Genomic DNA, 23,365 nt, shown 5'->3' on the forward strand with positions numbered 1-23,365 from the left:
GGTTCCCGCTTCGTGGCCGGTAAACGCGTTAGCCCGCGCGCTCGGGTACTACCACTCGCCCGCTCAACATCTGCGGATCGGCAAAACACTCGCGTAAAATCGCCGCGCTTTCGCTGGCCCACAGCGCGTACGCCGCAGCGCCGGGATGGAAGCCGTCGGCGGCCAGCGAATCTCGCTGCATGGGGAAGTCGCACGTTTGCAGGTGGCAGTCCATGCGCCGGTTCGTCAGCCATTTCAACCCGGCGTTGAAGTACCTGGCACGGCGCCCCAGGTACCAGCGCAGCGGTTGCGGCAACGCCGGGAAGGCGTGCATGGGCGGTATCGGTGCGATCAACAGGTGTCGAGTGCTGTATTTCCATTGCAGCAAATCCAACAGCCGGTTCATGGTCGGCGTCCACTCGGCCACCGAGGCGCCGCCGGTCACATCGTTCAAGCCAATAGACACCACCACCGCATCAAACGGCTCGGTCACGCTGCGCTCCACCAACGCCTGCAACTGCGCGGTGTTCAACCCCGATTGCGCAATCAGCTTCCACGACACCCTGAAATCGCTGGCCAGGTTTCTAACCAACTGCCCGCTAAGCGCCTCGGCCTGGCTGTTCACACCTACGCCTGCTGCCGCCGAGTCCCCCAACAGCAGCAGGCGCAGATGCGGGCCACTTCCTGTCGTGCCCACGCGCTCGCCTTCGGGCTCAGGCAGTCGCGGCGTTACCCGGCGCACGTACAGGCCTTGCAGCAACAGCAACGGTGCGAGGACAAGTTTGATCAGCGTTTCGCGCATAGACCTCAGCTTTGTTGCTTCAAGTGCAGGTTCAAGCGGCGAGTCAGTTTGGCTACCAATTGCGGGTCTTCCATGGCTAACAGTTGCTGGCACACCCAGTCGCGCCAGCCGGCTTTCTTTTCTTCCCGCGCGCTCATCAAACGGCCGAATTCCCATGCCGCTTCCAGCGCCAGTTGCGCGTCCAGCTCCTGTTGGCGTTGATAGCTTTCGAAGCAGTATTGGCGATGGTGCTGAATGGCGGTGCGTTCGGCGGCTGGAAGCTGGCTGAGGTTGAACGACATATCCGAATCCCTGTAAGCTGGTTATGCATACAGTATTTGGAGCAAGTGATGAACTGTCAACACGAGTCTGAACACGACGGCAAAAAACACGCCGCAGGCACCGAACAGCAACCCATGGAAATGCTCGACTACCTGCGGCTGGCCAACTTCATTCATTACCTGGCCAACGACGTGAGCGAGGCGCCAGGCAACGGCAGCCTGGCCTATGGCGAAACCGGCCTGGCGTAGTGCGACAAAGCTGCTCAAAGCCCCTCACCTGCAGGCGGCCGAGGCGGCTGATGGGCGCGCGCTTTCTGTAGGTGCGAGCTTGCTCGCGAACCCCTGCAACCGCCAGTTTTGGGATTTCCTTCGCCATCATTCGCGAGCAAGCTCGCTCCTACGGGTGTGCACGTTCCTGTTCGGCAGAAGGGCTGGATGCCAATAAAAAATTGAACCCCAGCGGCATAGTGCCCTCCCATAGGCTCCGCGAACCGGCACCGACCGGCGCAGCCGTGGTCATACACTACGATTGCTGCAGCGCACCCGCCTAGAAGGAATATCCGCCATGGAAACGCCGGCGAAGCCGCGTAATACCCTCAACCCACCGGTGTTCTACACCGCCGCCATACTGATTCTGCTGTTGGTGTCGTACACCGTGCTGTTCCAGGAACAGTCGCAAACGCTGTTCGACCATATCCAGCACTGGATCATCGTCAACGTCAGCTGGTTCTACATTCTCACCGTCGCGCTGATTCTGATTGGCGTAGTGTTCCTCGCCGTCAGCCGCTACGGCGACATCAAACTCGGCCCGGACCACAGCGAGCCCGACTACCGCAATGCCAGCTGGTTTGCCATGTTGTTCTCCGCTGGCATGGGCATTGGCCTGATGTTCTTCGGCGTGGCCGAACCGGTGATGCACTTCACCACGCCGCCCGTTGGCGACCCCGGCACCGTGCAAGCCGCCAAAGAAGCCATGAAGCTGACGTTCTTCCACTGGGGCCTGCATGCCTGGGCGATTTACGCCATCGTGGCGCTGATCCTCGCGTACTTCAGCTTCCGCCACGACCTGCCGCTGACCCTGCGCTCGGCGCTGTACCCGCTGATTGGTGAACGCATCTACGGGCCCATCGGCCATGCCGTGGATATTTTCGCCATTCTCGGCACCGTATTCGGCGTCGCGACATCCCTTGGTTATGGTGTGCTGCAAATCAACAGCGGCTTCCACATGATGTTCGGCCTGCCGGTCAACACCACCGTGCAGTTGGGCCTTATTGTCGTGACGTGCGCGTTGGCGACCTTGTCGGTTGCTACCGGCCTGGACCGTGGCATTCGCATCCTCTCGGAACTGAACCTGAGCCTCGCCGTTATCCTCATGCTGTTTGTGTTGGTGCTCGGCCCGACCGTGTTCTTGCTGCAAACCTACGTACAGAACACCGGTAGTTACCTGTCAGAAATCGTCAGCAAAACCTTTAACCTTTACGCCTACGAACCCACCGACTGGATCGGCGGCTGGACCCTGCTTTACTGGGGCTGGTGGCTGTCGTGGTCGCCCTTTGTCGGCCTGTTTATCGCGCGCATTTCCCGTGGCCGCACCATTCGCCAATTCGTCTGCGGCGTGCTGTTCGTGCCGGCCGGTTTCACCTTGCTGTGGATGACCGTATTCGGCGACACCGCCATTCATATGATCCTCAACGAGGGCAACACCGAACTGGCGCGAATCGTCAACGAGGACAGCTCATTGGCCTTATTCGCCTTCCTTCAGCACTTCCCCTGGTCCACGGTGGTGTCGAGCATTGCCGTGCTGATGGTGGTGGTGTTCTTCGTCACCTCTGCCGACTCTGGCGCGCTGGTCGTCGACATGCTCGCCTCTTCCGGCAGCACCCATTCACCGGTGTGGCAGCGCATTTTCTGGTCGGTGCTAATTGGCGTGGTGGCCATTGCGCTGTTGCTGTCCAACGGCCTCAAAGCCCTGCAAACCGCGACCATCGCCAGCGCCCTGCCCTTCGCCGTGATCCTGCTGGCCTCAATGTGGGGCCTGTTCAAAGCGCTGGACAAAGACTCCACCAAACAAGGCATGCGCTACCACGCCCTCGCCCGTCCTCGGCAAACCGCGCGCACCCACGGTGGCTGGCAGCGTCGCCTGCGCGGCATCGCCATGTTTCCGCGTCGCGCCCACGTGAGCCGGTTCATCAGCGAAGTGGTGCGCCCGGCGTGTGAATCGGTGGCCGAAGAGCTGAAAAAACAGGGCTACGTAGCCGAAGTCACCACCGGCAGCGACGGCCGCACCGCGCTTGCCGTAAGCCTGACCGGGCAGCCCGACTTTCTTTACGAAGTACGCCCGCGCGCGTTCACCCTGCCGAGCTTCGTGCTGAGCGGCGAGGAAGACACCGCCAGCGAAACCCGCAAATACTTCCGCGCCGAAGTGCACCTCAAAGAAGGGGGGCAAGACTACGACCTGATGGGCTGGAACCGCGACGACGTGATCGGCGACATACTCGACCAGTATGAAAAGCACATGCATTACTTGCATGTGGTGCGCTGATAGCCTTGTAAAAATCAACGGCCCCTCACCCCAACCCTCTCCCGCAGGCGGGAGAGGGAGCTGATTGCCGATCGCTTTTGTAGGAGCGACCTTGGTCGCGAACCCTGCAAACCCCAGTTCTGAAATTCCCTGCGATCATTCGCGAGCAAGCTCGCGCCTACGGACGTGCACCGACGTCGCCATACGTCACTCCTCGCCCGCTTGCGGGAGCACGAAATGAGTCCACTGTTGGGAGCGGCTTTAGCCGCGATTTCCTGCGGACGAAACATCAAAAGCATCGCGGCTGAAGCCGCTCCTACAGGTGCGATGTTTCTGGGGTGTTGGTACCGTCAGTGGGCAATCCCAATCCACTGTGGGAGCGGCTTTAGCCGCGATGGTTTAAGGAAATAACGACAGTTTCGTCACCTATGCTGCAGTGCTGGGCTGATTCAGTTGTCGCCGTCGAATTTTCCCGAGTCGCCTGGCGCGCCTCATATTTCGGACTAGCCTCGGCACTTCCCACATCGGTGCCGTTCCGAGCCGGAAGGTCCAGTAGGCCACCCCAGTGGTAACCATCAGCAAGCGACGTTCCTTTAATTCCTGCAACTCAAGAAGCGCGTTGATGAAGCCGTAGAAACTGCCTTCGCCGAGATAGTCGTCGTTTAGCTTTTCAACCAGTCGAATCGCGACCGACCGCACCGTGCCCGCGATCATTGCCAAGGGAATAACCAGAACCGCTAGCGGGAAAACAAGGTTCGCTGTGATGAGCCAAATTAATTCCCAGACATCGCTCATTAGTGTCGGCAACTGGGCATAGAAGGTTTGCCTGTCCGCCATGGTGACGACAATAGCGGCAACCACTGCCAGTAGGCCCCCGAGGTAGGAGGCGAAATTCCCCGCGCCGGGAATGGCGAAAAAGCCCCGCGCTTTTCTCACGATGGAGTCGCCTGCCTTAGCGGTTATTGCGCAGCGCCATTCCCACTGTTCAATGAGCATTCGGGCCAACGCTTCGTAATTTTCGTGCTCGCCAAATAGCGCACGGATGGTGGCTGCACGGTCTCGCTCTGTAAACATCAGAGCGGTTCGCAGCTTGGGATGAGGCGAACCTGGTTTTGACCGCAAATAGCGCTTGCGGCTCGCCTCTATAATTAATTGGCCAAAGCCAAACGCTAGCGGAACTTCGAATGCCAAGACGACCCACGTGAGGTGAGCGTAGGTCTGGCAGCGATACACGATGGTGGTGACTACCGACAGGCCAACCGCACCCGTCATTAACAGCACAAGAATCGCAAGGAGCACGAAAATGCGCGTGTTCAACACGTAGCGAGGGATCAAGCGAAACTGACGCCGGTAGGTTTTGACTTTGTGCGAGATCGTCCGCATTTACACATCCTTGTTTTGGCTGCAGCGCGGTAATAGAACATATGGCAAAGCAGTTTGCGAACGTCGCCACCGTGTTGCGGGAACATCAAAAGCATCGCGGGTGAAGCCGCTCCCACAGGTGCGATGTTTTGCGGTCGTTGGCGCCGTCAGTTGGGCGACCTCCGACCCACTCTGGGAGCGGCTTTAGCCGCGATTTCCTGCAAACGAAAAAACCAAAAGCATCGCGGCTCAAGCGGAGTGCCGCCCAGCCGCTCCTACAGAAGGCAGCGGGTGTTTCGCGAGCATAAAAAAGCCCCGCACTAGGCGGGGCTTTTCGTTACTGCTTCACGGCCCTCAACCGCGCTGCGACAAGTCCATCAACTCCCGATTCGCCACGGCATACATGGCGTAGTCGGTGCCCGTGGCGGCGCGCAGTTCGCCTAGCATGGCTTTCCAGCGGTCGACCATTGGCCGGTGCTGTTCGATCCACACTTGGGTGCGCTCTTCCATGTCGGCCGGGGCGTCGGTCATTTGCAGCACCGATACCGTGATGGCCCGCTGTTGCCAGTCGAGGTCGTCGCGGAATGCTTCACGCGCCAGGGCTTGCCAGTTGTTTTCCACGGGCAGGTTGGTGATTTGCTGCAAGTACCACGACAGTTCCAGCGCGCCGCCGACGGCGAAGTAGGCTGCGCCCACTTGTGCCGGGTCCTGGCCGGTGATGTCGGCCGCTTCGATAATCGGCAGCAAGGTGTACAGATGACTTGTGCCTGCGACCGCGCGGGCCAGTTCTTCCGGCACGCCTTGTTCCACGTAGTCCTGCACGCGGGCTTGCCATTGTTCACGCGCCGGCCCTTCGAGCAGGCCGTCGAGTTGTTTGGCTAACGCTTCCAGGCGTGGGGCGAAGTGGCCGACGTCACGGGCGGCGTCCAGTTCGTTGCGACGGCTGCGCAGGAACCAGCGCGTGGCGCGGCGGCCCAGGCGCATCAGTTCGTCCATCAGTTGCAGTTGCAGGTCGGCCGGCACTTTGTAGTCCAGTGCCTCGATCTGCGACCACCAGTACGGCAGACGGAACACGTCGCGCACGATCACATAAGCGCCCGCTACGTTGGCCGCGCTCATGCCGGTGGATTCCTTCAGGCGCTGAACGAAGGTGATGCCCATGTGGTTGACCAGATCGTTGGCGATCTGGGTGCTGATGATTTCCCGTTTCAGACGGTGGCGGCGCATGGCGTCGCCGAACTTCTCGGCCAACAGCGGCGGGAAGGCGGTTTCCATTTCGCGGGCGAGGTAGTCGTCGTCCGGCACCAGGGACTTGAGCAGCGATTCCTTGAGGTCGATTTTGCTGTAGGAAATCAGCACCGACAGTTCCGGTCGCGTCAGGCCGTGACCGTTGGCGGCGCGCTCGGCCAGTTGCTCATCGCTTGGCAGGAACTCCATGGCGCGGTCGAGTTTGCCGCTGGCTTCCAGGGCGGAAATCAGGCGTTTGTATTCGCCAATGCGCTCACGGGCGCGGCGCTGGGCCAGCGACAGGGCCTGGGTTTGCTTGTAGTTGTTGCCCAACACCAGGCTGCCTACGGCGTCGGTCATTTCGGCCAGCAAGGTGTTGCGCTGCTTGCCGGTCATGTCGCCGGCGGCAACGATTTCGTTGAGCAGGATCTTGATGTTCACTTCGTGGTCGGAGCAGTCCACACCACCGGCGTTGTCGATAAAGTCGGTGTTGCTGGCGCCGCCATTGAGGCCGTATTCCACGCGGCCGAGCTGGGTCATGCCGAGGTTACCGCCCTCGCCCACCACTTTCGCGCGCAGTTCGCGTCCGTCGACGCGCAAGGCGTCGTTGGCTTTGTCGCCGACGTCGGTGTGGCTTTCGCTGCTGGCTTTCACGTAGGTGCCGATGCCGCCGTTCCACAGCAGATCAACCGGTGCTTTGAGCAAGGCGTTGAGCAGTTCGGTGGGCGGCAGTTTGTCGGCCTTGATGTCGAAGCGTTCTTTCATTTCCGGGCTGATGGCGATGCTTTTCGCGCTGCGCAGGAACAAGCCACCGCCTTTGGAGATCAGCGAGGCGTCGTAGTCGGCCCAGCTGGAACGCGGCAGGTCGAACAGACGTTTGCGTTCCACGAAGCTTTTCGCCGCGTCAGGGTTAGGGTCGATAAAGATGTGCTGGTGGTTGAACGCCGCCACCAGTTGCAGCTTGTCGGACAGCAGCAGGCCGTTGCCGAACACGTCGCCGGCCATGTCGCCGATGCCGATGACGGTGGAGAGGTCTTTCTGCACGTCGATGCCGCGCTCGCGGAAGTGACGCTGCACCGACACCCAGCCGCCTTTGGCGGTGATGCCCATGCCTTTGTGGTCGTAACCGGCCGAGCCACCGGAGGCGAACGCATCGCCCAGCCAGAAGCCGTATTCGCCGGCAATGCCGTTGGCGATGTCGGAGAACGTGGCGGTGCCTTTGTCGGCGGCAACGACCAGGTACGGGTCGTCTTCGTCATGGCGCACGACGTTTTGCGGCGGCACCACTTCGCCTTCTTTCAGGTTGTCGGTGATGTCCAGCAAGCCGGAAATGAAGATGCGGTAGCAGGCGATGCCCTCGGCCAGCACTTCGTCGCGGGTGCCGCCAATGGGCATGCGGCGTGGCACGAAGCCACCCTTGGCGCCGACCGGCACGATCACGGCGTTTTTCACTTGCTGCGCCTTCACCAGGCCCAGCACTTCGGTGCGGGAGTCTTCTTCGCGATCAGACCAGCGCAAACCGCCGCGGGCCACTTTGCCGCCGCGCAGGTGCACGCCTTCGACCCGTGGCGAGTACACGAAAATCTCGAACATCGGCACCGGCTTGGGCAAGTCGGCGATGGCGCGCGGGTTGAATTTGAAGCTGAAGTACGACTTGGCCTGACCGTTCGCATCGCTTTGATAGAAGTTGGTGCGCAGCGTGGCTTTGATCAGGTCCAGGTAGCGACGCAGGATGCGGTCTTCGTTAAGCACGGCCACGTCGTCGAGGGCGGTGAGAATCGCTTGTTCCAGACGTTGCTGCTTGTCGGCCAGGTCGTCGGCGGTGAGTTTGCGCGCCAGGTAGAAGCGGGTTTTGAACAGGCGCACCAGTTCTTTGGCGATGTCGACGTGGTTGAGCAAGGCGCTGGCGATGTAGCTCAGGTCGAAGCCCAGGCGAATCTGTTTCAGGTAACGGGCGTAGGCGCGCAGCAAGGCCACGTCGCGCCATGGCATCGCGGCCGTTAGCACCAGGCGGTTGAAGGCGTCGTTCTCGGCGGCGCCACCAACGATCTGCACGAAGGCGTCCTGCAGGGTGTCGTTGAGTTGCTGAATGTCCAGGTCCAGGCCTTCGGCGTAGGTAAACGCGAAGTCGTGAATCCAGAACTCGCGGCCGTTCTGGTGGCGCAGGCGGTACGGGAATTCACCCAGCACGCGCAGGCCGAGGTTTTCCAGAATCGGCAGCACATCCGAAAGCGCCAGCGGTGTGTCGGCGTGGTACAGCTTGCAGTGCAACTGTTGGCCGTCGGCGCTCAGCGGCTGGTAGAAGCTCATCACCAGCGGGCGATCGTCCGAGAGGCTGAGCAAATGCTGCATGTCGACCACAGCCGAGTGCGGCGCAAAGCGTTCGCGGTAGCCGGCCGGGAAGCTTTTCGGGAAGTCCGCCAGTACGCGGGTGCCCTTGGCTTCGCCGAGACTTTCCACCACCAGACCGGCGTAGTCGTCTTTCCACGAACGGCAGGCCTGAATGACTTCGCGCTCGATTTGCGCGTGGTCGATGTTCAGTTTGGTTTTCGGGTCGATGCGCAGAATGAACTGCACGCGGGCCAATACCGATTCCGAGAAATAGGTCCAGAACTCGCAGTCGGTGGCTTGCAGGCGATCGACCAACACTTGCTGGATGCGCACGCGGCTTTCGGTGGAATAGATGTCGCGCGGCACGTAGGCCAGCGCATAAACAAAACGACCGTACGGGTCGGCACGCAGGAACAGGCGAACCTTGTTGCGCTCCTGAATCTGCACGATGGCCAGCGAAGTGTTGTACAGCTCGTCCACCGGCGTCTGGAACAAGTCGTCGCGCGGCAGCACTTCCAGCACTTTCACCAGTTCTTTGCCGAGGTGCCCCTGGGCGTTGAAGCCTGAACGCTGCTCCACTTCCGCCACTTTGCGGCGGATGTACGGAATGCTGCGTACGCTTTCGCTGTAGGCGATAGAGGTGTAAATGCCCATAAAGCGGCATTCCTTGACCACGCGACCTTTGGCATCCAGTTCGCGAATGGAAACGAAGTCCGGGTAGGCCGGGCGGTGCACGCGGCTTGGCTGGGCGGCCTTGGCGAACGACAGCAACACGGGCTCACGCAGGTAGTTCACGGCGTAGGCTTCGATGTGCAGGTCTTCGTTGCTCAAGCCGGTACGCAGGCGTTTGGAGAGGCCCAGCAGGGTCGATTCGTCATAGGTGATATGACCGCCCTCGGCTTCATCGGCCACGGTGAATTCTTCATAGCCGAGGAAGGTGAAGCGGTTGTCGAGCAGCCATTGCAGGAACACTTTGATTTCCGCCAGTTCGGCGGCTTCGACGTTGAGCTTGGCTTTGCTCAGCCAGTCCAGCAGTTCGCCAACTTTGGCGCGCATGGGCTGGAAGTCGGCGACGGTGATGCGCACTTCTTCCAACACTTCGAGAATGGCGGCTTCCAGCGTACGCATGTCGGTGGCGTTAGCGCTGCGGTCGATCTCCAGGAAAATCAGCGACTCTTGCGCCACGTCCGGGCCGGTGGTGCCTTTGGGCAACACTTCCACCAGCTCGCCTTTGGCGTCGCGGCGCACGCTGAGCACGCTGTTTTGCAAGGTATGAATGCTGTAACCGCGACGGTTCAGCTCCATGCGCACCGAGTCGACGAGGAAGGGAACGTCTGGGTGCAGCACTTCGACGGCGGTGTGGGTCGACTGCCAGCCGTGCTTTTCGTAATCGGGGTTGAAAACGCGTACCTGCGGTTTGCTGCTGTCGAAGCGTTCTAACAGACGCCACGCGGACAAGGTGCAACCGACGAGGTCGGAGAGGCGACGCTGGGTCAGTTCCTCGAGGGCGGTGATACCGAAATACTGCTCGGCGAACAGGGCTACTTGTGACAACGCCTGTTCACTAACGTGCTGCGCCAGTGCCGCTTGCAGTTGATGCTGAAAGTCGGCTTTGCTGGCCGCCGTAAAGAACGCCATGTGTGTGCTCCGCTGGGCTTGTTGTTCGTGAGAGAGCTCGCTGAATTCATACCTGACCGATTACGCCGTGTGCCGGTGCCGATAGTTACGTGGGCAGGGCACCCTGTTAATCGGGTTGCACAACAGTCTAGGCCATTGTTGAAACCCGCCAGTGCACGCGACGACCATCAAGTCACGCGTAGCTTAACGAGAGGCTGTGACCGAGGGATTGCGATGGGGCGACATATTCGGACAGGCTTTCCACTGCTCTAGCTTGGGCTCGCCGGGCAAAAGCATCGCGGCTAAAGCCGCTCCCACACCATTACACAATCTGTAGGAGCGGCTTTAGCCGCGATGCTTTTTGACCCACCACGCAATCCCCCAGCCCCCCAATAGCCGCCGCTTCGTGTTTTGCATTAAAGTGTCACGCCATTCGCAGCCACCCCCGCGCGCCTTGTCGCCTGGCTGCGAGCCGTTGCATCTCGTCAATCCGCCAGGAAACTCTCCACGATGGAACACCGCGAAGCGCTCGTCGCCCTGCGTCAATTTCTCTCCACGCAGATTCTGGGTCAGGAAAAACTCATTGAGCGGCTGCTCATCGCCCTGCTCGCCGACGGCCATATGCTGGTGGAAGGCGCTCCGGGCCTGGCCAAGACCAAGGCGATCAAGGAGCTGGCCGAAGGCATCGAGGCGGAGTTCCACCGCATTCAGTTCACCCCCGACTTGCTGCCTGCCGACATCACCGGCACGGAAATCTATCGCCCGGAAACCGGCAGCTTTGTGTTCCAGCAAGGGCCGATTTTCCACAACCTGGTGCTGGCGGACGAAATCAACCGCGCGCCGGCTAAGGTGCAGTCGGCCTTGCTCGAAGCCATGGCCGAGCGCCAGGTCAGTGTGGGGCGCAGCACCTACGATTTGTCGCCGCTGTTTCTGGTAATGGCCACGCAAAACCCGATTGAGCAGGAAGGCACCTATCCCCTGCCCGAGGCCCAGCTCGACCGCTTCCTTATGTATGTGAAGATCGGCTTCCCCGACGCCTCGGTCGAACGCAAGATTCTCCAGCAAGCCCGTGGCGAAGCCCTGAACGGCGAAACCAAGCCCGAACATAAAGTCAGCCAGCAGGCGATTTTCGCCGCGCGCAAAGAAGTGCTGGGTTTGTACATGGCCGACGCCGTGGAGGAATACCTCGTGCAGTTGGTGATGGCGACGCGCACCCCGGCTAAGTTCGACCCGGAATTGGCCGAGTGGATTTCCTATGGCGCTAGCCCGCGCGGTTCCATTTCCCTCGACCGCTGCGCCCGCGCCCACGCCTGGCTGGCTGGCCGCGATTTCGTGTCGCCGGAAGATATTCAGGCGGTGCTGTTCGACGTACTGCGTCACCGCATTATTTTGTCGTTCGAGGCCGAAGCGGCGGGCATTGACCAGGACCGGGTGCTGCAACGCATCCTCGATGTGGTTGCCGTGGCCTGATCGCCATGCAACCGCTTGCCGCCAGCGAAGCCGGAATTCGCGTCAGCCTTGCTGAGCTGATCGAGATGCGCCACCGCATCCGCGAGGTGCAGTTGTTTTCCACGCCGGCGCGACGCAGTCCGCTGGTGGGTTTGCACCATTCCAAACTACGCGGTCGTGGCGTCGACTTCGATCAGGTGCGCGTGTATCAGCCCGGCGATGACGTGCGCACCATCGACTGGCGCGTGACGGCCCGAACCCAGGAGCCGCACACCAAGCTGTTCCATGAAGAACGCGAGCGGCCGATTTTTATTCTGGTGGAACAGAGCCAGCGCCTGTTTTTCGGTTCAGGGCTGGCGTTCAAGTCTGTACTAGCAGCGCAAGTGGCGGCGCTGATTGGCTGGGCCGCGCTGGGCCACAACGACCGCGTCGGCGGCTTGGTGTTTGGCGACAACGAGCACCACGAAATCAAACCCCGGCGCAGCAAGATGAGCCTGCTGCAATTGCTCAACCGCCTGGTGCGCGCCAACCAGAACCTTAATAGTGAAATTCCCGCCGGCCGCGACACCTTTGGCCTGGCGCTGCGACGTGCGCGCGAAGTGCTGCGCCCCGGCAGCCTGGCGGTGGTGCTGTGTGATGAGCGCGCGCTGAACGACAGCGCCGAGCAACAACTCACCCTGCTCGCTCGTCACACCGACTTATTGCTGCTGCCGTTATCCGACCCGCTGGACCACGCTCTGCCCGCCGCCGGCTTGTTGCAATTCACCGAGCGTGGCGCCCTGTTGGAACTCGACACCCATAACGCCGAGCTGCGCGAGACCTATCACGCCCTCGGCGAAGCGCGGCAGGCGCGCTGGCAATTGTTGGCGCAAAAACTCGGCGTGCCGCTGTTTCCGCTCACCACCTTGAACGACCCGATTGAACAGCTGCGCGATCACTTGCAAGGGCAGCGGCCGAGGAAGAAGCAATGAATCCTCTCGACCAGTTGCAGCCTTTGATCGCCCCGCCGCCAATTTCCTGGTGGCCGCCAGCGCCGGGCTGGTGGCTGCTCGGTTTGCTGGTTCCAGTGGCGCTGTGGGGCTTGTGGCGCTTGCGCAAACGTCTGCCGCAGCGGGGCAAAAAAACCGGTACCGACGTGCCGCTCGATCCCCTTCGCCTGGCGGCGTTGCAGGAACTCGGGCAATTGAAAAAACCGTATGACGGCATCAACGCCGGACCGTGGTTGCAGCAACTCAATGCCCTGCTCAAGCGCCTGTGCCGAAGCCATTACCCCAATAGCCAAAGCCACACCATGAGCGGCCGCGCCTGGTTGGCGTACCTCGACAACCGCTGCCCGGCCGCTGGTTTGACGCGCTGGATGATTCTGGTGGAAGGCGCGTATCGCCCCGAATGCAAACTCGACGACAAAGCGGTGGATGGCCTCTACCAAGCCGTCGATACCTGGATTCGCAAACATGTTTGAGTTCACCTGGCCCTGGCTGTTCGTGCTGCTGCCGCTGCCGTGGCTGTTGCGCCTGGTGTTGCCCGCCGCCGATAGCGGCGAGGCGGCGCTGAAGGTCAGTTTCCTGCCGGAGCTCGAAGGTCTGGCCGGGCGCCGCGCGCGGGCCAACTTGCCCGCGTGGCGGCAGCAGGCGCCTTTCGCCCTGCTGTGGTTGCTGTTGTTGAGTGCAGCGGCGCGGCCGGCGTGGGTCGGCGAGCCGTTGCCGGTGTCGGCCAGCGGGCGTGATTTGCTGCTGGCCGTGGATGTGTCCGGCTCCATGGACTACGCCGACATGCAGTGGAACGGCAACGACGTCAGCCGCCTGACCTTGGTTAAAAACCTGCTCGGCGACTTTATCGAGGGCCGCAAAGGTGATCGCGTCGGGCTGATTTTGTTCGGCAGCCAGGCGTATTTGCAGGCACCGCTGACCTTTGACCGCCGCACCGTGCGCATCTGGCTCGACGAAGCCCTTATCGGCATCGCTGGCAAAAACACCGCCATTGGCGATGCGCTCGGGTTGGCCGTGAAGCGCCTGCGTCAGCGGCCGGCCAATAGCCGCGTGCTGGTGTTGGTCACCGACGGCGCCAGCAATGGCGGGCAGATTGATCCGATCACGGCGGCGCGGCTGGCCGTCGAGGAAAAGGTGAAGGTGTACACCATCGGCATCGGCGCCGACCCAGAGCGCGGCGCGTTCGGCATGCTCGGTCTGAACCCTGGCCTGGACTTGGACGAACCGACACTGCAGAAAATCGCCGACATGACCGGCGGCCAGTACTTCCGCGCTCGCGATAGCGACGAACTGACCCTGATCGAAGCCAGCCTCGACAAACTCGAACCCGTGGCCCAGCAACCCACCATCGCCCGCCCTGCCCTTGAGCTTTACGCCTGGCCGCTGGCGGCGGCGTTTCTGCTGAGCCTGCTGCTGGTGGTCAACTCGCTGTGGCCGCACCTGTTGCAAAGCCGCTTGCAGCGCGCCCTGCCAGCCCGCCCGAAATGGCGCGCGCGCATGAGGAAACGCTCATGATCGCGCTTTGGCCCCATTGGCTGCGGCCGTTCTGGCTGCTGTTGCTGCCGCCGCTGCTGTGGTTGCTGTGGCAACTCTGGCACCGCCAACGCCGCGCCGGCCGTTGGCAAATGCTCCTGCCGCCGGCTTTCCACGCGGTGCTGCTGAGTGGCGGTAATCGGCGGGTCAGTCGTTTGCCGTGGATTGCCCTCGGCGTGTCGTGGTTGCTGTGCTTGCTGGCCCTACTTGGTCCAAGTTGGCAACACGTGGAACAGAGCACGCAGAAGCGCGCCGACCCGCTGGTGGTGCTGCTCGACATGACGCCGTCGATGCTGGCCGGCGACGTGCAGCCTAATCGCCTGGAACATGCCAAACACAAAGTGCTCGACCTGCTGGAAGCGCGCCACGACGCGCAAACCGGCATCGTGCTCTACGCCGGCAGCGCGCACACCTTGGTGCCGCTCTCGGACGACCTGGCGACCACGCGCAATCTGTTGGAGTCGCTGAAGCCGGCGATTATGCCGGAAGCCGGCCGACGCGCCGACCTGGCCGTAGCCAAAGCCATGACGCTGCTGGAACAGGGCGCGCAAGGCAACGGTCGGCTACTGCTGATCACCTCGGCCCTGGATGATCAGGAACGCCAAGGCATTCGCCGAGCGCTGGGCAAACAAGGCAGCCGCTTGCAAATTCTAGGCATCGGCTCGGCCCAGGGCGCACCGATTGCACAGGAAGGCGGCGGCTTTTTGAAAGACGCCCAAGGCAGCATTTTGCTGCCGCGCCTGGACAGCGCCGGCCTGCGCCGTTTCGCCAACGAACTAGGCGGCAACTACCTGCGCTCGCGTCTGGACGAAACCGACCTGCGCGACCTCGGCCTGCTCGCCGACACAGAAAGCCTGCGCGACAGCGAACCCACGCAATTAGAAACCTGGGCCGACCAAGGTTATTGGCTGCTGTTGCCGCTGCTGTTGCTGGCCGCCTGCGCTGGGCGCCGTGGCTGGCTGTTCTGCTTGCCGTTGCTGCTGATGATGGGGCCGCGCCCCAGCTACGCCTTCGAGTTTGCCGACCTCTGGCTGCGCGCCGACCAGCAAGGCGAACGCCTGCTGCAACAGCACAAAGCCGCTGAAGCCGCCGACACCTTTACCGACCCTAAATGGCAGGGCCAGGCGCTGTACCAGGCCGGCGACTACGCCGGCGCCGCCAACCGTTTCGCCACGGGCGGCAGCGCGGCCGACCACTACAATCGTGGCAACGCCCTGGCCCGCAGCGGTGAACTGGAAGCGGCGCTGGATGCCTATGACCAAGCCCTGGAGGTGCAACCCGAGTTGCCCCAGGCGCTAAAAAACAAAGCCTTGATCGAAGAACTGTTGCGCCAACAGAAGCAGCAGGAAAAAGAGCAGAAGCAGAAAGAACAACAGCAAAAGCAGAAACAAAAAGGCAAGAACCAGCAGCAAAAGCCGTCTGAGCAAAACCAGGGCGGGCCCGATTCCAACAGCAACACCGACAAGAACCAGCCGCCGCCGTCTACCCCGAACAAAACGGACGAAAAAGACGCCACGCAAAAGCCGCCACCCGATGGCCAGCAAAGCGCCCAGCAAGACCCCAACGCCAGCAAAGCCGGCCAGCAGGCCGGTGGCGACAAAGACGGTAAAGACGGCAAAAACGGAAACGCCGATAAGGCAGAGCAGCAACCAGGCGGCAAACCCCAGGCCGACGAGGGCCAACAGCAACACCTTGGTGCCGAGCAGCGCCAAGCCATGGAGCAATGGCTGCGGCAGATTCCCGACGACCCCGGCGAGCTGCTGCGACGCAAATTCTGGTACGAACAGCAACAGCGCCAAGAGCCTAGGAATTAGTTGATGACCCGTCTGTTTTGCGCCTTTTTGCTGTGCCTGCTGGCCATGCAGGCCAGCGCCGCGAACTTCACCGCCTCGGTGGACCGCACTCGCCTGAGCGAAGGTGAAACCCTGGAACTGTCGCTGGAATCGGACGACGCCACCTTGTTCGGCAAGCCGGACCTGGCGCCGCTCGATGAAGCGTTCGACGTGCTTGGCACGCGCCAAATCAACCGTCTGACCACCATCGACGGCTCGGCCCGCGCCACCACGCGCTGGATCATCACCCTGCAACCGAAAAGCGTCGGCAACGTGGTGATTCCGTCGCTCAGCCTGGGCGAGAACAAAAGCGAGCCGATCACCCTGCAAGTGATCAAAACCGAAGCTAACAGCGACGCCGAATCGGTGGCGCCGGTGTTTATCGACGCCAGCCTCGACCAAGACACCGTGTACGTGCAGGCCCAGACCATCCTCACGTTGCGCATTTACCACTCGGTGTCGCTGTACGACGACAGCGCGCTCACGCCGCTGCAAATTCCGGACGCACGCATCGAATCGCTGGGTGACCCGCGCACGTATGAGAAAGAAATAAACGGCGTACGGCATGGCGTGATCGAGTTGCGCTACGCCATCTACCCGCAACACAGCGGCGAGCTGGACATTCCATCGTTGGTGTTTAGTGCCACGGTGGCGGACCGCACTCAGAACAACAGCACGTACCAGCCATTCGGGCCGCGCCCGGGGCGGTTGATGCGTGTGAAGTCGCCGGTAATTCCGTTGCAGGTAAAAGCCAAGCCGGCCGACTACCCCGTCGACGCGCCGTGGCTGCCCGCGCGCGCGGTGGTGCTGAGCGAAGCCTGGACGCCGGAGCCGGACAAAGCCCAGGTCGGCGACTCGCTGACGCGCAGCCTCACCTTAAAAGTCGACGGCCTTTCCAGCGCTCAGTTGCCGCCGCTACCGGCCACGTCTGTGACCGGTTTGCGCCGCTATCCGGACCAGCCGCAACTGAGCAACAGCACCAATGAACGCGGCCTGATCGGCAGCCGCGAAGAACGCGAAGCCCTGGTGCCGAACCGCAGCGGGCGCATCGAGCTGCCAGCGGTGGATCTGGTGTGGTGGAACACTAAGGAAGATCGCCTGGAACACACCAGCGTGCCGGCGCGCGCCCTGATGGTCGCCAACAACCCGACCATGGACGTGGAAGCGCCGGTGAACACCGATGCCGTGTTGCCGTTGATAGAAGGCCCGGCGGTGTGGCCGTGGCAACTGGCAACGTTGATTCTGAGCTTCACCACCCTGCTCGGCTTTGGCCTGTGGTGGCGTGCGCGCCGCCAGCCAGCGGTGTCGCGCACCGCACAAACCGGCCCGAGCCCGCGCAGCTTGCTCGACGACCTCAAACGCGCGTGCCTGGCCAACGACTCCCAAGCCACTCGCCAGGCGCTCGACGCCTGGGCCCGGCAACAGCCAGAAACCCTCGCCGACATGGCCGCGCGGTTTGTGCCATTGAGTGAAAGTCTGGATGGATTGAACGGCGCGTTGTACAGCGAGAGCGGCCAATATTGGCAAGGTGAACAGCTGTGGAAAGCCATCCGCGCCCTCCCCGCCGCCGAAGCTCCGGCTGCGGCGCAGGAAACGAGTCCGTTGCCGCCGTTGTATCCGCGGTGATTGGGGGTTGCAGGGATCGCGGCTGAAGCCGCTCCTACAGGTTCAGCGAATCGGTTTGACTGTCCCGATTTCCTGTAGGAGCGGCTTTAGCCGCGATGCGGTGGGTCTGCTGAAATGCGGTTCGGAGTAAACCAGTCAATCACCGCGCCTGGATCCCGAATCGTCGGACCGCCGCCTGCGCGGGGATGACGGTGGTTTGGTTGGGATCTGTCGTCTATTACATGACCCAATAGAAACGCCCGTCATTCCCGCGAAGGCGGCGGTCCGGCGATTCGGAAATATATCGCTTCGGTGTGGGTACACCGATCCCCTGTGGGAGCGGCTTTAGCCGCGATGCGGTGGGCTTGGGAAAGAGCGGTTCGGAGTAAACCAGTCAATCACCGCGCCTGGATTCCCGCCTACGCGGGAATGACGGAGTAAGTACAGACACCACCGTCATTCCCGCGCAGGCGGGAATCCAGAATTTCGAGGCGAACACCCATTTACGTCCCAAATGGGCCGGCCTTGCGTACAAAACTCCCCCACTCCTTCAAATCCTAAACTGCTTAACCAACGTCCCCAACCGATCCCCCAATTCCGCCAAACTGCGCGCCGTCTGTGCACTCTGCTGGGTTTCATCGGCGACCTGATCCACCGCGCCGGCAATCTGGTGCACGCTGCGGTTGATCTCTTCGGCAACGGCCGTCTGCTCTTCCGCCGCGCTGGCGATTTGCGCGTTCATCGCGTTGATGGTGGCGATCAGTTCGGCAATGGCATCCAGCGAGGCGCCAGCCTGGTTGGCTTGCTGGCTGGTGACGTCGCCCGCTTCGCTGGAGCGGCGCATGGCAGTCACGGCGTCTTCGGTGCCTTTTTGCAGGCGGTCGATCATGCCTTGGATTTCCTGGGTGCTCTGCTGCGTGCGGCTGGCCAGGGCGCGCACTTCATCGGCGACCACGGCGAACCCGCGTCCGGCTTCACCGGCACGGGCGGCTTCAATCGCAGCGTTGAGCGCGAGCAAGTTGGTCTGCTCGGCAATCGAGCGGATCACGCCGAGCACGCTGACAATCGATTGCACGTCTTGCTGCAAGCTGTCGAGCGAGGTACCGCTGCTGCGGATATCGCCCACCAGCGCATGAATGCGGCTGATGCTGCCGTCGACAACTTTCTTCGCGGCCTGCCCTTCCTGGTCGGTTTGTTGCGCAGCCGATGCCGCGCCTTGCGCGCTCTGCGCCACTTGGTGCGCCGCCGCCGACATCTCGTTAATGGCAGTGGCCACTTGATCGGTTTCGTGACGCTGGTTGGCCATGGCTTTATCGGCCCGCTGGGTTTGCGCGGACACCTCGCTCACCAGCGTGGTCAGTTGCCCGGTCATTTCCACGATCTGCCGAACCAGCCCATGAATCTTGGCAACAAAGGCGTTGAACGAGCCGGCCAATTCGCCGAGTTCGTCTTTGCTGTTCACCGGCAGGCGTTTGGTCAAGTCGCCATCGCCGGCGGCAATGTCGTCGAGGTTGTTTTTGATTTGCTGCAAGGGCCGCAAGAAGGCATTGCCCAAGGCCAAACCGGCGATGCCGAAAATCACCAGCAGCACCAGGGCAATGACCACGATGCTGGTGACGATGGTGCTGATGCGCGCCGAAATCGAGGCCTGCACTTTGGCGACGTCCGCTTCCACGCCGTCCAGGTTAATGGCGGTACCGAGCGCCATGTCCCACTTGGGCAAGTAGATGTTGTAGGCCAACTTGGGCACTAACACTTTGTCGTTGGTGGGCAGCGGCGAGGCGTAACGCAGGTAATTGGTGCCGTTCTTGCCGACGTTGTATAGCTCGCGGTTTACGTAAACGCCGTTGGGGTCTTTGCGGTCAGCCAGCACTTTGCCGACGTCCAGCGGGTTGTCGCCACGGAACAGCCGCACGATGTTGGCGTCATGGCCGAAGAAGTAGCCGTCTTTGCCGTATTTGATTTTCGAGAGGATTTTGATCGCCTCCGCCCGGCTGTCCATGTCGCCTTGGGCAGCGCCGTCGTAAAGGCTTTGCACCGAGCCAAGGGCAATTTGCATGTAGCTCTGCAGTTCTTGTTGGCGCTCGGCAATCAGGCGTTCACGGGTTTCTTTGACTTCGCCATCGGCCAGGCTTAGCAACACTTGCGTGGCCGCGCCGCTGAGTACCAATGCAAACAGCAGCACCGGCACCAGGGCCAACAGCATCACTTTTGTTTTTAAACGCATGATTACTCCTTTAACTGCGCACCGTCAGGAAACGGCAATAACGAGTTATCGGCGATTCTGATTACGGCTGTAGGTGGTTTCTTAAATTCATTTCAGACTAAGTCGGCACTTTCCTCCGACTTTTTTCCATCAATCCCCTCAAACATTTCGTGCAGTGCCGATAAAAGCGTCGGACGCGTCACAAATATCCGTTCAATATTTCAATCGGCCATGTGCATAATTCCCGCCGCCCGCCCATAACGGCTATTCGTGCGTTGTCTGTAATCACCGTTTGTCCTAAGCCTTACACGAGAATTACCCCATGCTCAGTCGCCTCTCCATCCAGTGGAAAATCACCTCGCTTGCCGGCCTATGCCTGTTGGTGATCGTTACTCTTTTGGTCGGCACGTCGCTGTATCAGTCGAAAAACACGGCGAATGTGGTCAAGGCGTCGAGCACGGCCATGCTCGAAGAGGCGGCGCAAAAGCGCATGGCGGCGCGGGGGGAAACGCAGTCGCTGCGGATTCAGCGTTATTTCATGGACGCCTATCAGTACGGCAACGGCTTTACCCGCCAGGTGAAAATGCTGTTGGCTCAGGCCAAGGCGCACAGCATTGAAGCCGGCGCCGTGCGTGCCGATCTGTCGGAGCAGATGCACACCGCGTTGCAAGGCAACAGCAATTTGTTGGGCTTGTACGTGGTGTTTCTGCCCAACGCGCTGGACGGGCAGGACGCTCAGTTTGTCGACCAGGAAGCTCAAGGCAGCAACGATATCGGCCGCTTCGCGCAGTACTGGTCGCAGTCTAAAAGTGGTGAGTTGTCGCCCGAGGCGATGAAGGAAGAATTGCTCAACGACACAAGCGTGATGAGCAACGGAACGCCATACAACTCCTGGCTGACCTGCCCGCTGCAAGGCAAAAAAGCCTGCGTGCTCGACCCGTATATCGACGAGGTCGACAAGGTACAAACGCTGATGACCAGCATCGCTTTCCCGGTGGAAGTCGACGGCAAGGTCATTGGCGTCGTCGGGCTCGACATCAGCCTGGCGAGCCTGCAAGACGTCAGCGTGAAGGCCAATAAAGAGCTGTACAACGGCGAAGGCCACGTCAGCATTATCAGCCCGCTGGGGTTGTTCGCCGGCCACAGCCGCGACGCTTCGATGTTGGGCAAACCCTTGAACGCCGCGTTCGGCGAGCATGGCAATGAACTCAGCCGCCTGACTGCCAGCGCCCAACCCCAGGTGCTGCATGAAGGCGAGATGCTGCAAGTGCTCGAACCGTTGCAGCCGATTCCCGAATCGAAACCCTGGAGCGTGCTGATCGAAGTGCCTCAGCAGGTGCTTACCGTGCCGGCCAAAAAACTTGAAGCCGAACTCGACAGCCGTGGCAAAACCGACAGCAGTCTGTCGCTGGGCATCGGTTTACTGGCCGTGATTCTTGGCTTGCTATTGATGTGGCTGACGGCGCGTGGCGTGACTCGGCCGATTCTCAACGTGGCGGCCATGCTGCAAAACATCGCCACCGGCGAAGGCGATCTGACCCGCCGTCTCGACTACGCCAAGCGCGACGAATTGGGCGAACTGGCCGGCTGGTTCAATCGCTTCCTCGACAAGTTGCAGCCGATCATTGCTGATGTGAAAAGCTCGGTGCAGGACGCGCGCGGCACGGCGGATCAATCCTCGTCCATTGCCCGTCAGACCAGTGCCGGCATGCAACAGCAGTTCCGTGAGGTGGACCAAGTGGCCACCGCCTTCCAGGAAATGAGCGCCACCGCGCAAGACGTCGCCCACAACGCCGCCCAGGCTGCCGAGGCCGCACGCAGCGCCGACGACGCCACCCGCGAAGGGCTGGGCGTGATCGACCAGACCACCAGTGCAATCGAGTTGCTGGCCAATGAAATGAACGTGGCCATGGAAGAAGTCGAAGGCCTGGCCAGCAGCAGCCAGCAAATTGGCTCCGTGCTGGAGGTGATTCGCTCGATTGCCGAACAGACCAACCTGCTCGCCCTCAACGCCGCCATTGAGGCGGCGCGCGCGGGTGAATCCGGTCGAGGTTTTGCCGTGGTGGCGGATGAAGTGCGCAGCCTGGCCAAGCGCACGCAAGACTCGGTTGAAGAAATTCGCAAAGTCATCGAAGGCCTGCAAAACGGCACCCGCGAAGTGGTCAGCAGCATGGGCAGCAGCCATCGCCAGGCGCAGACCAGCGTGCAGCAAGTGGAACGCGCTGTTAGCGCCTTGCAGCGCATCAGTCAGGCGGTGGGCGTGATTACCGACATGAACCTGCAAATCGCCAGCGCCGCCGAAGAACAAAGCTCGGTGGCCGAAGAGATCAACCGCAACGTGGCTTCGATTCGCGACGTGACCGAATCGATTTCGGCGCAGGCGGATGAGTCGGCGCAGGTAAGTCAGGCGTTGAATCGCTTGGCCAACCATCAGCAGGCATTGATGGATCAGTTCCGCGTGTAAGGGCTTTTTGTAGGAGCCAGCTCGCTGGCGAACCCTGGAAACTTAGATCTGAAATCACCTGTTCCAGGGTTCGCCAGCAAGCTGGCTCCTACAGGGCTGCGCTTTATGGCGCGATCCAACCCCCGCGAGGGCGCCTTGGCCCTTGCCGCTCTGACTGCGCCCCGCTAGCCTGCGCTCTCTCTTTCGCCAAGGATTTGCAGATGCTTAATTACGCCATCGTCGCCGGCTCCAGCCGCAACAACAGCCAGTCCGCCAAGGTGGCGCATTTCCTTCAGCAGCGTTTGATCGAGCTGAACCTGACCAGCGCCGAAAACAGTTCGGTGATCGACCTCGGCACCGGCACCCTGCCCCTGTGGCCTGCCGAAGATACCGGCCCATGGACGCACTATGCCGAGCAACTGAAAGCGGCTGACGCGGTGATCGTGGTGGTGCCGGAGTGGAATGGCATGGCCTGCCCGGCGATCAAGAACTTTTTTATCTACACCAGCAAGGCTGAACTGGCGCACAAGCCGGGGCTGTTGGTGGGCGTTTCGGCGGCCGTGGGCGGGCCTTATGTCATCAGCGAAATGCGCGCGTCGAGCTACAAGAACTGCCGCGTGAATTACCTGCCGGAACACATTTTGGTTCGCCATTGCGGCGGCGTGCTGAATGGGCCAGAAGCGGCTGGCGAAGATGATCAGCGTCTGCGGGCGCGCATTGATTATGCGTTGGATATTTTGGCTAAGTATGGCGAGGCGCTGAAGCCGGTGCGGGCGGCGATTGATATGAGCAATCCGGGGTTTGCTAACGGGATGTGATGGGCCTGGAAGCGCATCGCGGCTGACCGGAGCGCGGAACCGGGCGTGGCTTCAGGTTCGTGCCCGCCGCAACATTCTGGATCCCCGCGTGCGCGAGGATGACGCGCATTCAAAACCTCCGTCATCCTCGCGCGGGGACGGCGGGCATCTTGGGCAAACCTCCGTCATCCGCGCGCAGGGACGGCGGGGATTTTGGGAAAAACCTCCGTCATCCTCGCGCACGCGGGGATCCAGAGTTTTGGATGAGACGAGTATTTGTGCACGCCACAAAATTCTGGATCCCGAATCGTCGGACCGCCGCCTTCGCGGGGATGACGGGAGGCTTGGGCGAAACCTTCGTCATCCTGGCGCGGGGACGGCGGGCATCTTGCGCAACATCACCGAAAAACAT

15 protein-coding genes and 2 pseudogenes are annotated in these 23,365 nt (G+C 61.3%); 11 read left to right on the forward strand and 6 right to left on the reverse strand.

Annotated elements, in window-relative coordinates; genetic code table 11:
- Positions 1 to 28 precede the first annotated feature (28 nt).
- Both ACZZZU_RS02945 and ACZZZU_RS02950 read right to left on the reverse strand, forming a co-directional pair.
- Positions 29 to 781 (reverse strand): SGNH/GDSL hydrolase family protein, encoded by a 753-nt coding sequence (locus tag ACZZZU_RS02945; protein WP_463549688.1) that lies wholly within the window; start codon positions 779 to 781, stop codon positions 29 to 31.
- 5 nt (positions 782 to 786) lie between these two features.
- On the reverse strand, positions 787 to 1,062 hold the full coding sequence (locus ACZZZU_RS02950) for a hypothetical protein (protein ID WP_463549689.1): 276 nt from the start codon (positions 1,060 to 1,062) through the stop codon (positions 787 to 789).
- Positions 1,063 to 1,110: 48 nt separating this feature from the next.
- On the opposite strand from ACZZZU_RS02950, the gene ACZZZU_RS02955 reads away from it, so the two are divergent.
- Together ACZZZU_RS02955 and ACZZZU_RS02960 are read left to right on the forward strand one after the other, a co-directional pair.
- Positions 1,111 to 1,290: a hypothetical protein gene (locus ACZZZU_RS02955; protein ID WP_463382740.1), complete on the forward strand. Its 180-nt coding sequence runs from the start codon at positions 1,111 to 1,113 to the stop codon at positions 1,288 to 1,290.
- A 316-nt stretch (positions 1,291 to 1,606) separates the two neighbouring features.
- Positions 1,607 to 3,583, forward strand: coding sequence for a BCCT family transporter (locus ACZZZU_RS02960; protein ID WP_463549690.1), 1,977 nt, complete (start codon positions 1,607 to 1,609; stop codon positions 3,581 to 3,583).
- Between the two features lie 405 nt (positions 3,584 to 3,988).
- Here ACZZZU_RS02960 and ACZZZU_RS02965 read toward each other — a convergent pair whose 3' ends face one another.
- Positions 3,989 to 4,945 (reverse strand): hypothetical protein, encoded by a 957-nt coding sequence (locus ACZZZU_RS02965; RefSeq protein WP_463549691.1) that lies wholly within the window; start codon positions 4,943 to 4,945, stop codon positions 3,989 to 3,991.
- A gap of 333 nt (positions 4,946 to 5,278) precedes the next feature.
- On the reverse strand, positions 5,279 to 10,120 hold the full coding sequence (locus ACZZZU_RS02970) for an NAD-glutamate dehydrogenase (RefSeq protein WP_463549692.1): 4,842 nt from the start codon (positions 10,118 to 10,120) through the stop codon (positions 5,279 to 5,281).
- Between the two features lie 489 nt (positions 10,121 to 10,609).
- On the opposite strand from ACZZZU_RS02970, the gene ACZZZU_RS02975 reads away from it, so the two are divergent.
- From ACZZZU_RS02975 to ACZZZU_RS03000, 6 genes are read left to right on the forward strand one after another with little or no spacing between them, the layout of a single operon-like run.
- Entirely contained in the window at positions 10,610 to 11,569 is a 960-nt protein-coding gene (locus ACZZZU_RS02975) for an AAA family ATPase (protein WP_108097801.1), read from the forward strand.
- 5 nt (positions 11,570 to 11,574) lie between these two features.
- Positions 11,575 to 12,519 carry a DUF58 domain-containing protein gene (locus ACZZZU_RS02980; RefSeq protein WP_122496036.1) on the forward strand — a complete coding sequence of 315 codons (945 nt, stop codon included), beginning with the start codon at positions 11,575 to 11,577 and terminating at the stop codon, positions 12,517 to 12,519.
- Positions 12,516 to 13,010 (forward strand): DUF4381 domain-containing protein, encoded by a 495-nt coding sequence (locus ACZZZU_RS02985; protein WP_122496034.1) that lies wholly within the window; start codon positions 12,516 to 12,518, stop codon positions 13,008 to 13,010. Before ACZZZU_RS02980 ends, ACZZZU_RS02985 begins: the two co-directional genes overlap by 4 nt.
- Entirely contained in the window at positions 13,003 to 14,052 is a 1,050-nt protein-coding gene (locus ACZZZU_RS02990) for a vWA domain-containing protein (RefSeq protein ID WP_463549693.1), read from the forward strand. The genes ACZZZU_RS02985 and ACZZZU_RS02990 overlap by 8 nt, the downstream gene beginning before the upstream one ends.
- Positions 14,049 to 15,884 (forward strand): VWA domain-containing protein, encoded by a 1,836-nt coding sequence (locus tag ACZZZU_RS02995; protein ID WP_463549694.1) that lies wholly within the window; start codon positions 14,049 to 14,051, stop codon positions 15,882 to 15,884. The genes ACZZZU_RS02990 and ACZZZU_RS02995 overlap by 4 nt, the downstream gene beginning before the upstream one ends.
- A 3-nt stretch (positions 15,885 to 15,887) precedes the next feature.
- Positions 15,888 to 17,528 (forward strand): BatD family protein, encoded by a 1,641-nt coding sequence (locus ACZZZU_RS03000; protein ID WP_463549695.1) that lies wholly within the window; start codon positions 15,888 to 15,890, stop codon positions 17,526 to 17,528.
- 529 nt (positions 17,529 to 18,057) lie between these two features.
- Here the strand turns inward: ACZZZU_RS03000 and ACZZZU_RS03005 are convergent.
- The gene (locus tag ACZZZU_RS03005; protein WP_463384697.1) at positions 18,058 to 18,879 is read right to left on the reverse strand and encodes a methyl-accepting chemotaxis protein; all 822 of its coding nucleotides are present in this window, start codon (positions 18,877 to 18,879) and stop codon (positions 18,058 to 18,060) included.
- A 36-nt stretch (positions 18,880 to 18,915) separates the two neighbouring features.
- Positions 18,916 to 19,734, reverse strand: a pseudogene (locus ACZZZU_RS03010) (cache domain-containing protein); the annotation flags it as partial.
- A 631-nt stretch (positions 19,735 to 20,365) separates the two neighbouring features.
- Here ACZZZU_RS03010 and ACZZZU_RS03015 point away from each other — a divergent pair.
- The 3 genes and pseudogenes from ACZZZU_RS03015 to ACZZZU_RS03025 all read left to right on the forward strand — a co-directional run.
- A pseudogene (locus tag ACZZZU_RS03015) lies at positions 20,366 to 21,319 on the forward strand (PDC sensor domain-containing protein); the annotation flags it as partial.
- 102 nt (positions 21,320 to 21,421) lie between these two features.
- Positions 21,422 to 22,177: a methyl-accepting chemotaxis protein gene (locus ACZZZU_RS03020; RefSeq protein ID WP_463552094.1), complete on the forward strand. Its 756-nt coding sequence runs from the start codon at positions 21,422 to 21,424 to the stop codon at positions 22,175 to 22,177.
- A 200-nt stretch (positions 22,178 to 22,377) separates the two neighbouring features.
- Positions 22,378 to 22,974 (forward strand): NADPH-dependent FMN reductase, encoded by a 597-nt coding sequence (locus ACZZZU_RS03025; protein ID WP_463549696.1) that lies wholly within the window; start codon positions 22,378 to 22,380, stop codon positions 22,972 to 22,974.
- Positions 22,975 to 23,365: the final 391 nt, after the last annotated feature.

The organism is Pseudomonas sp. AC136 (assembly GCF_979258585.1).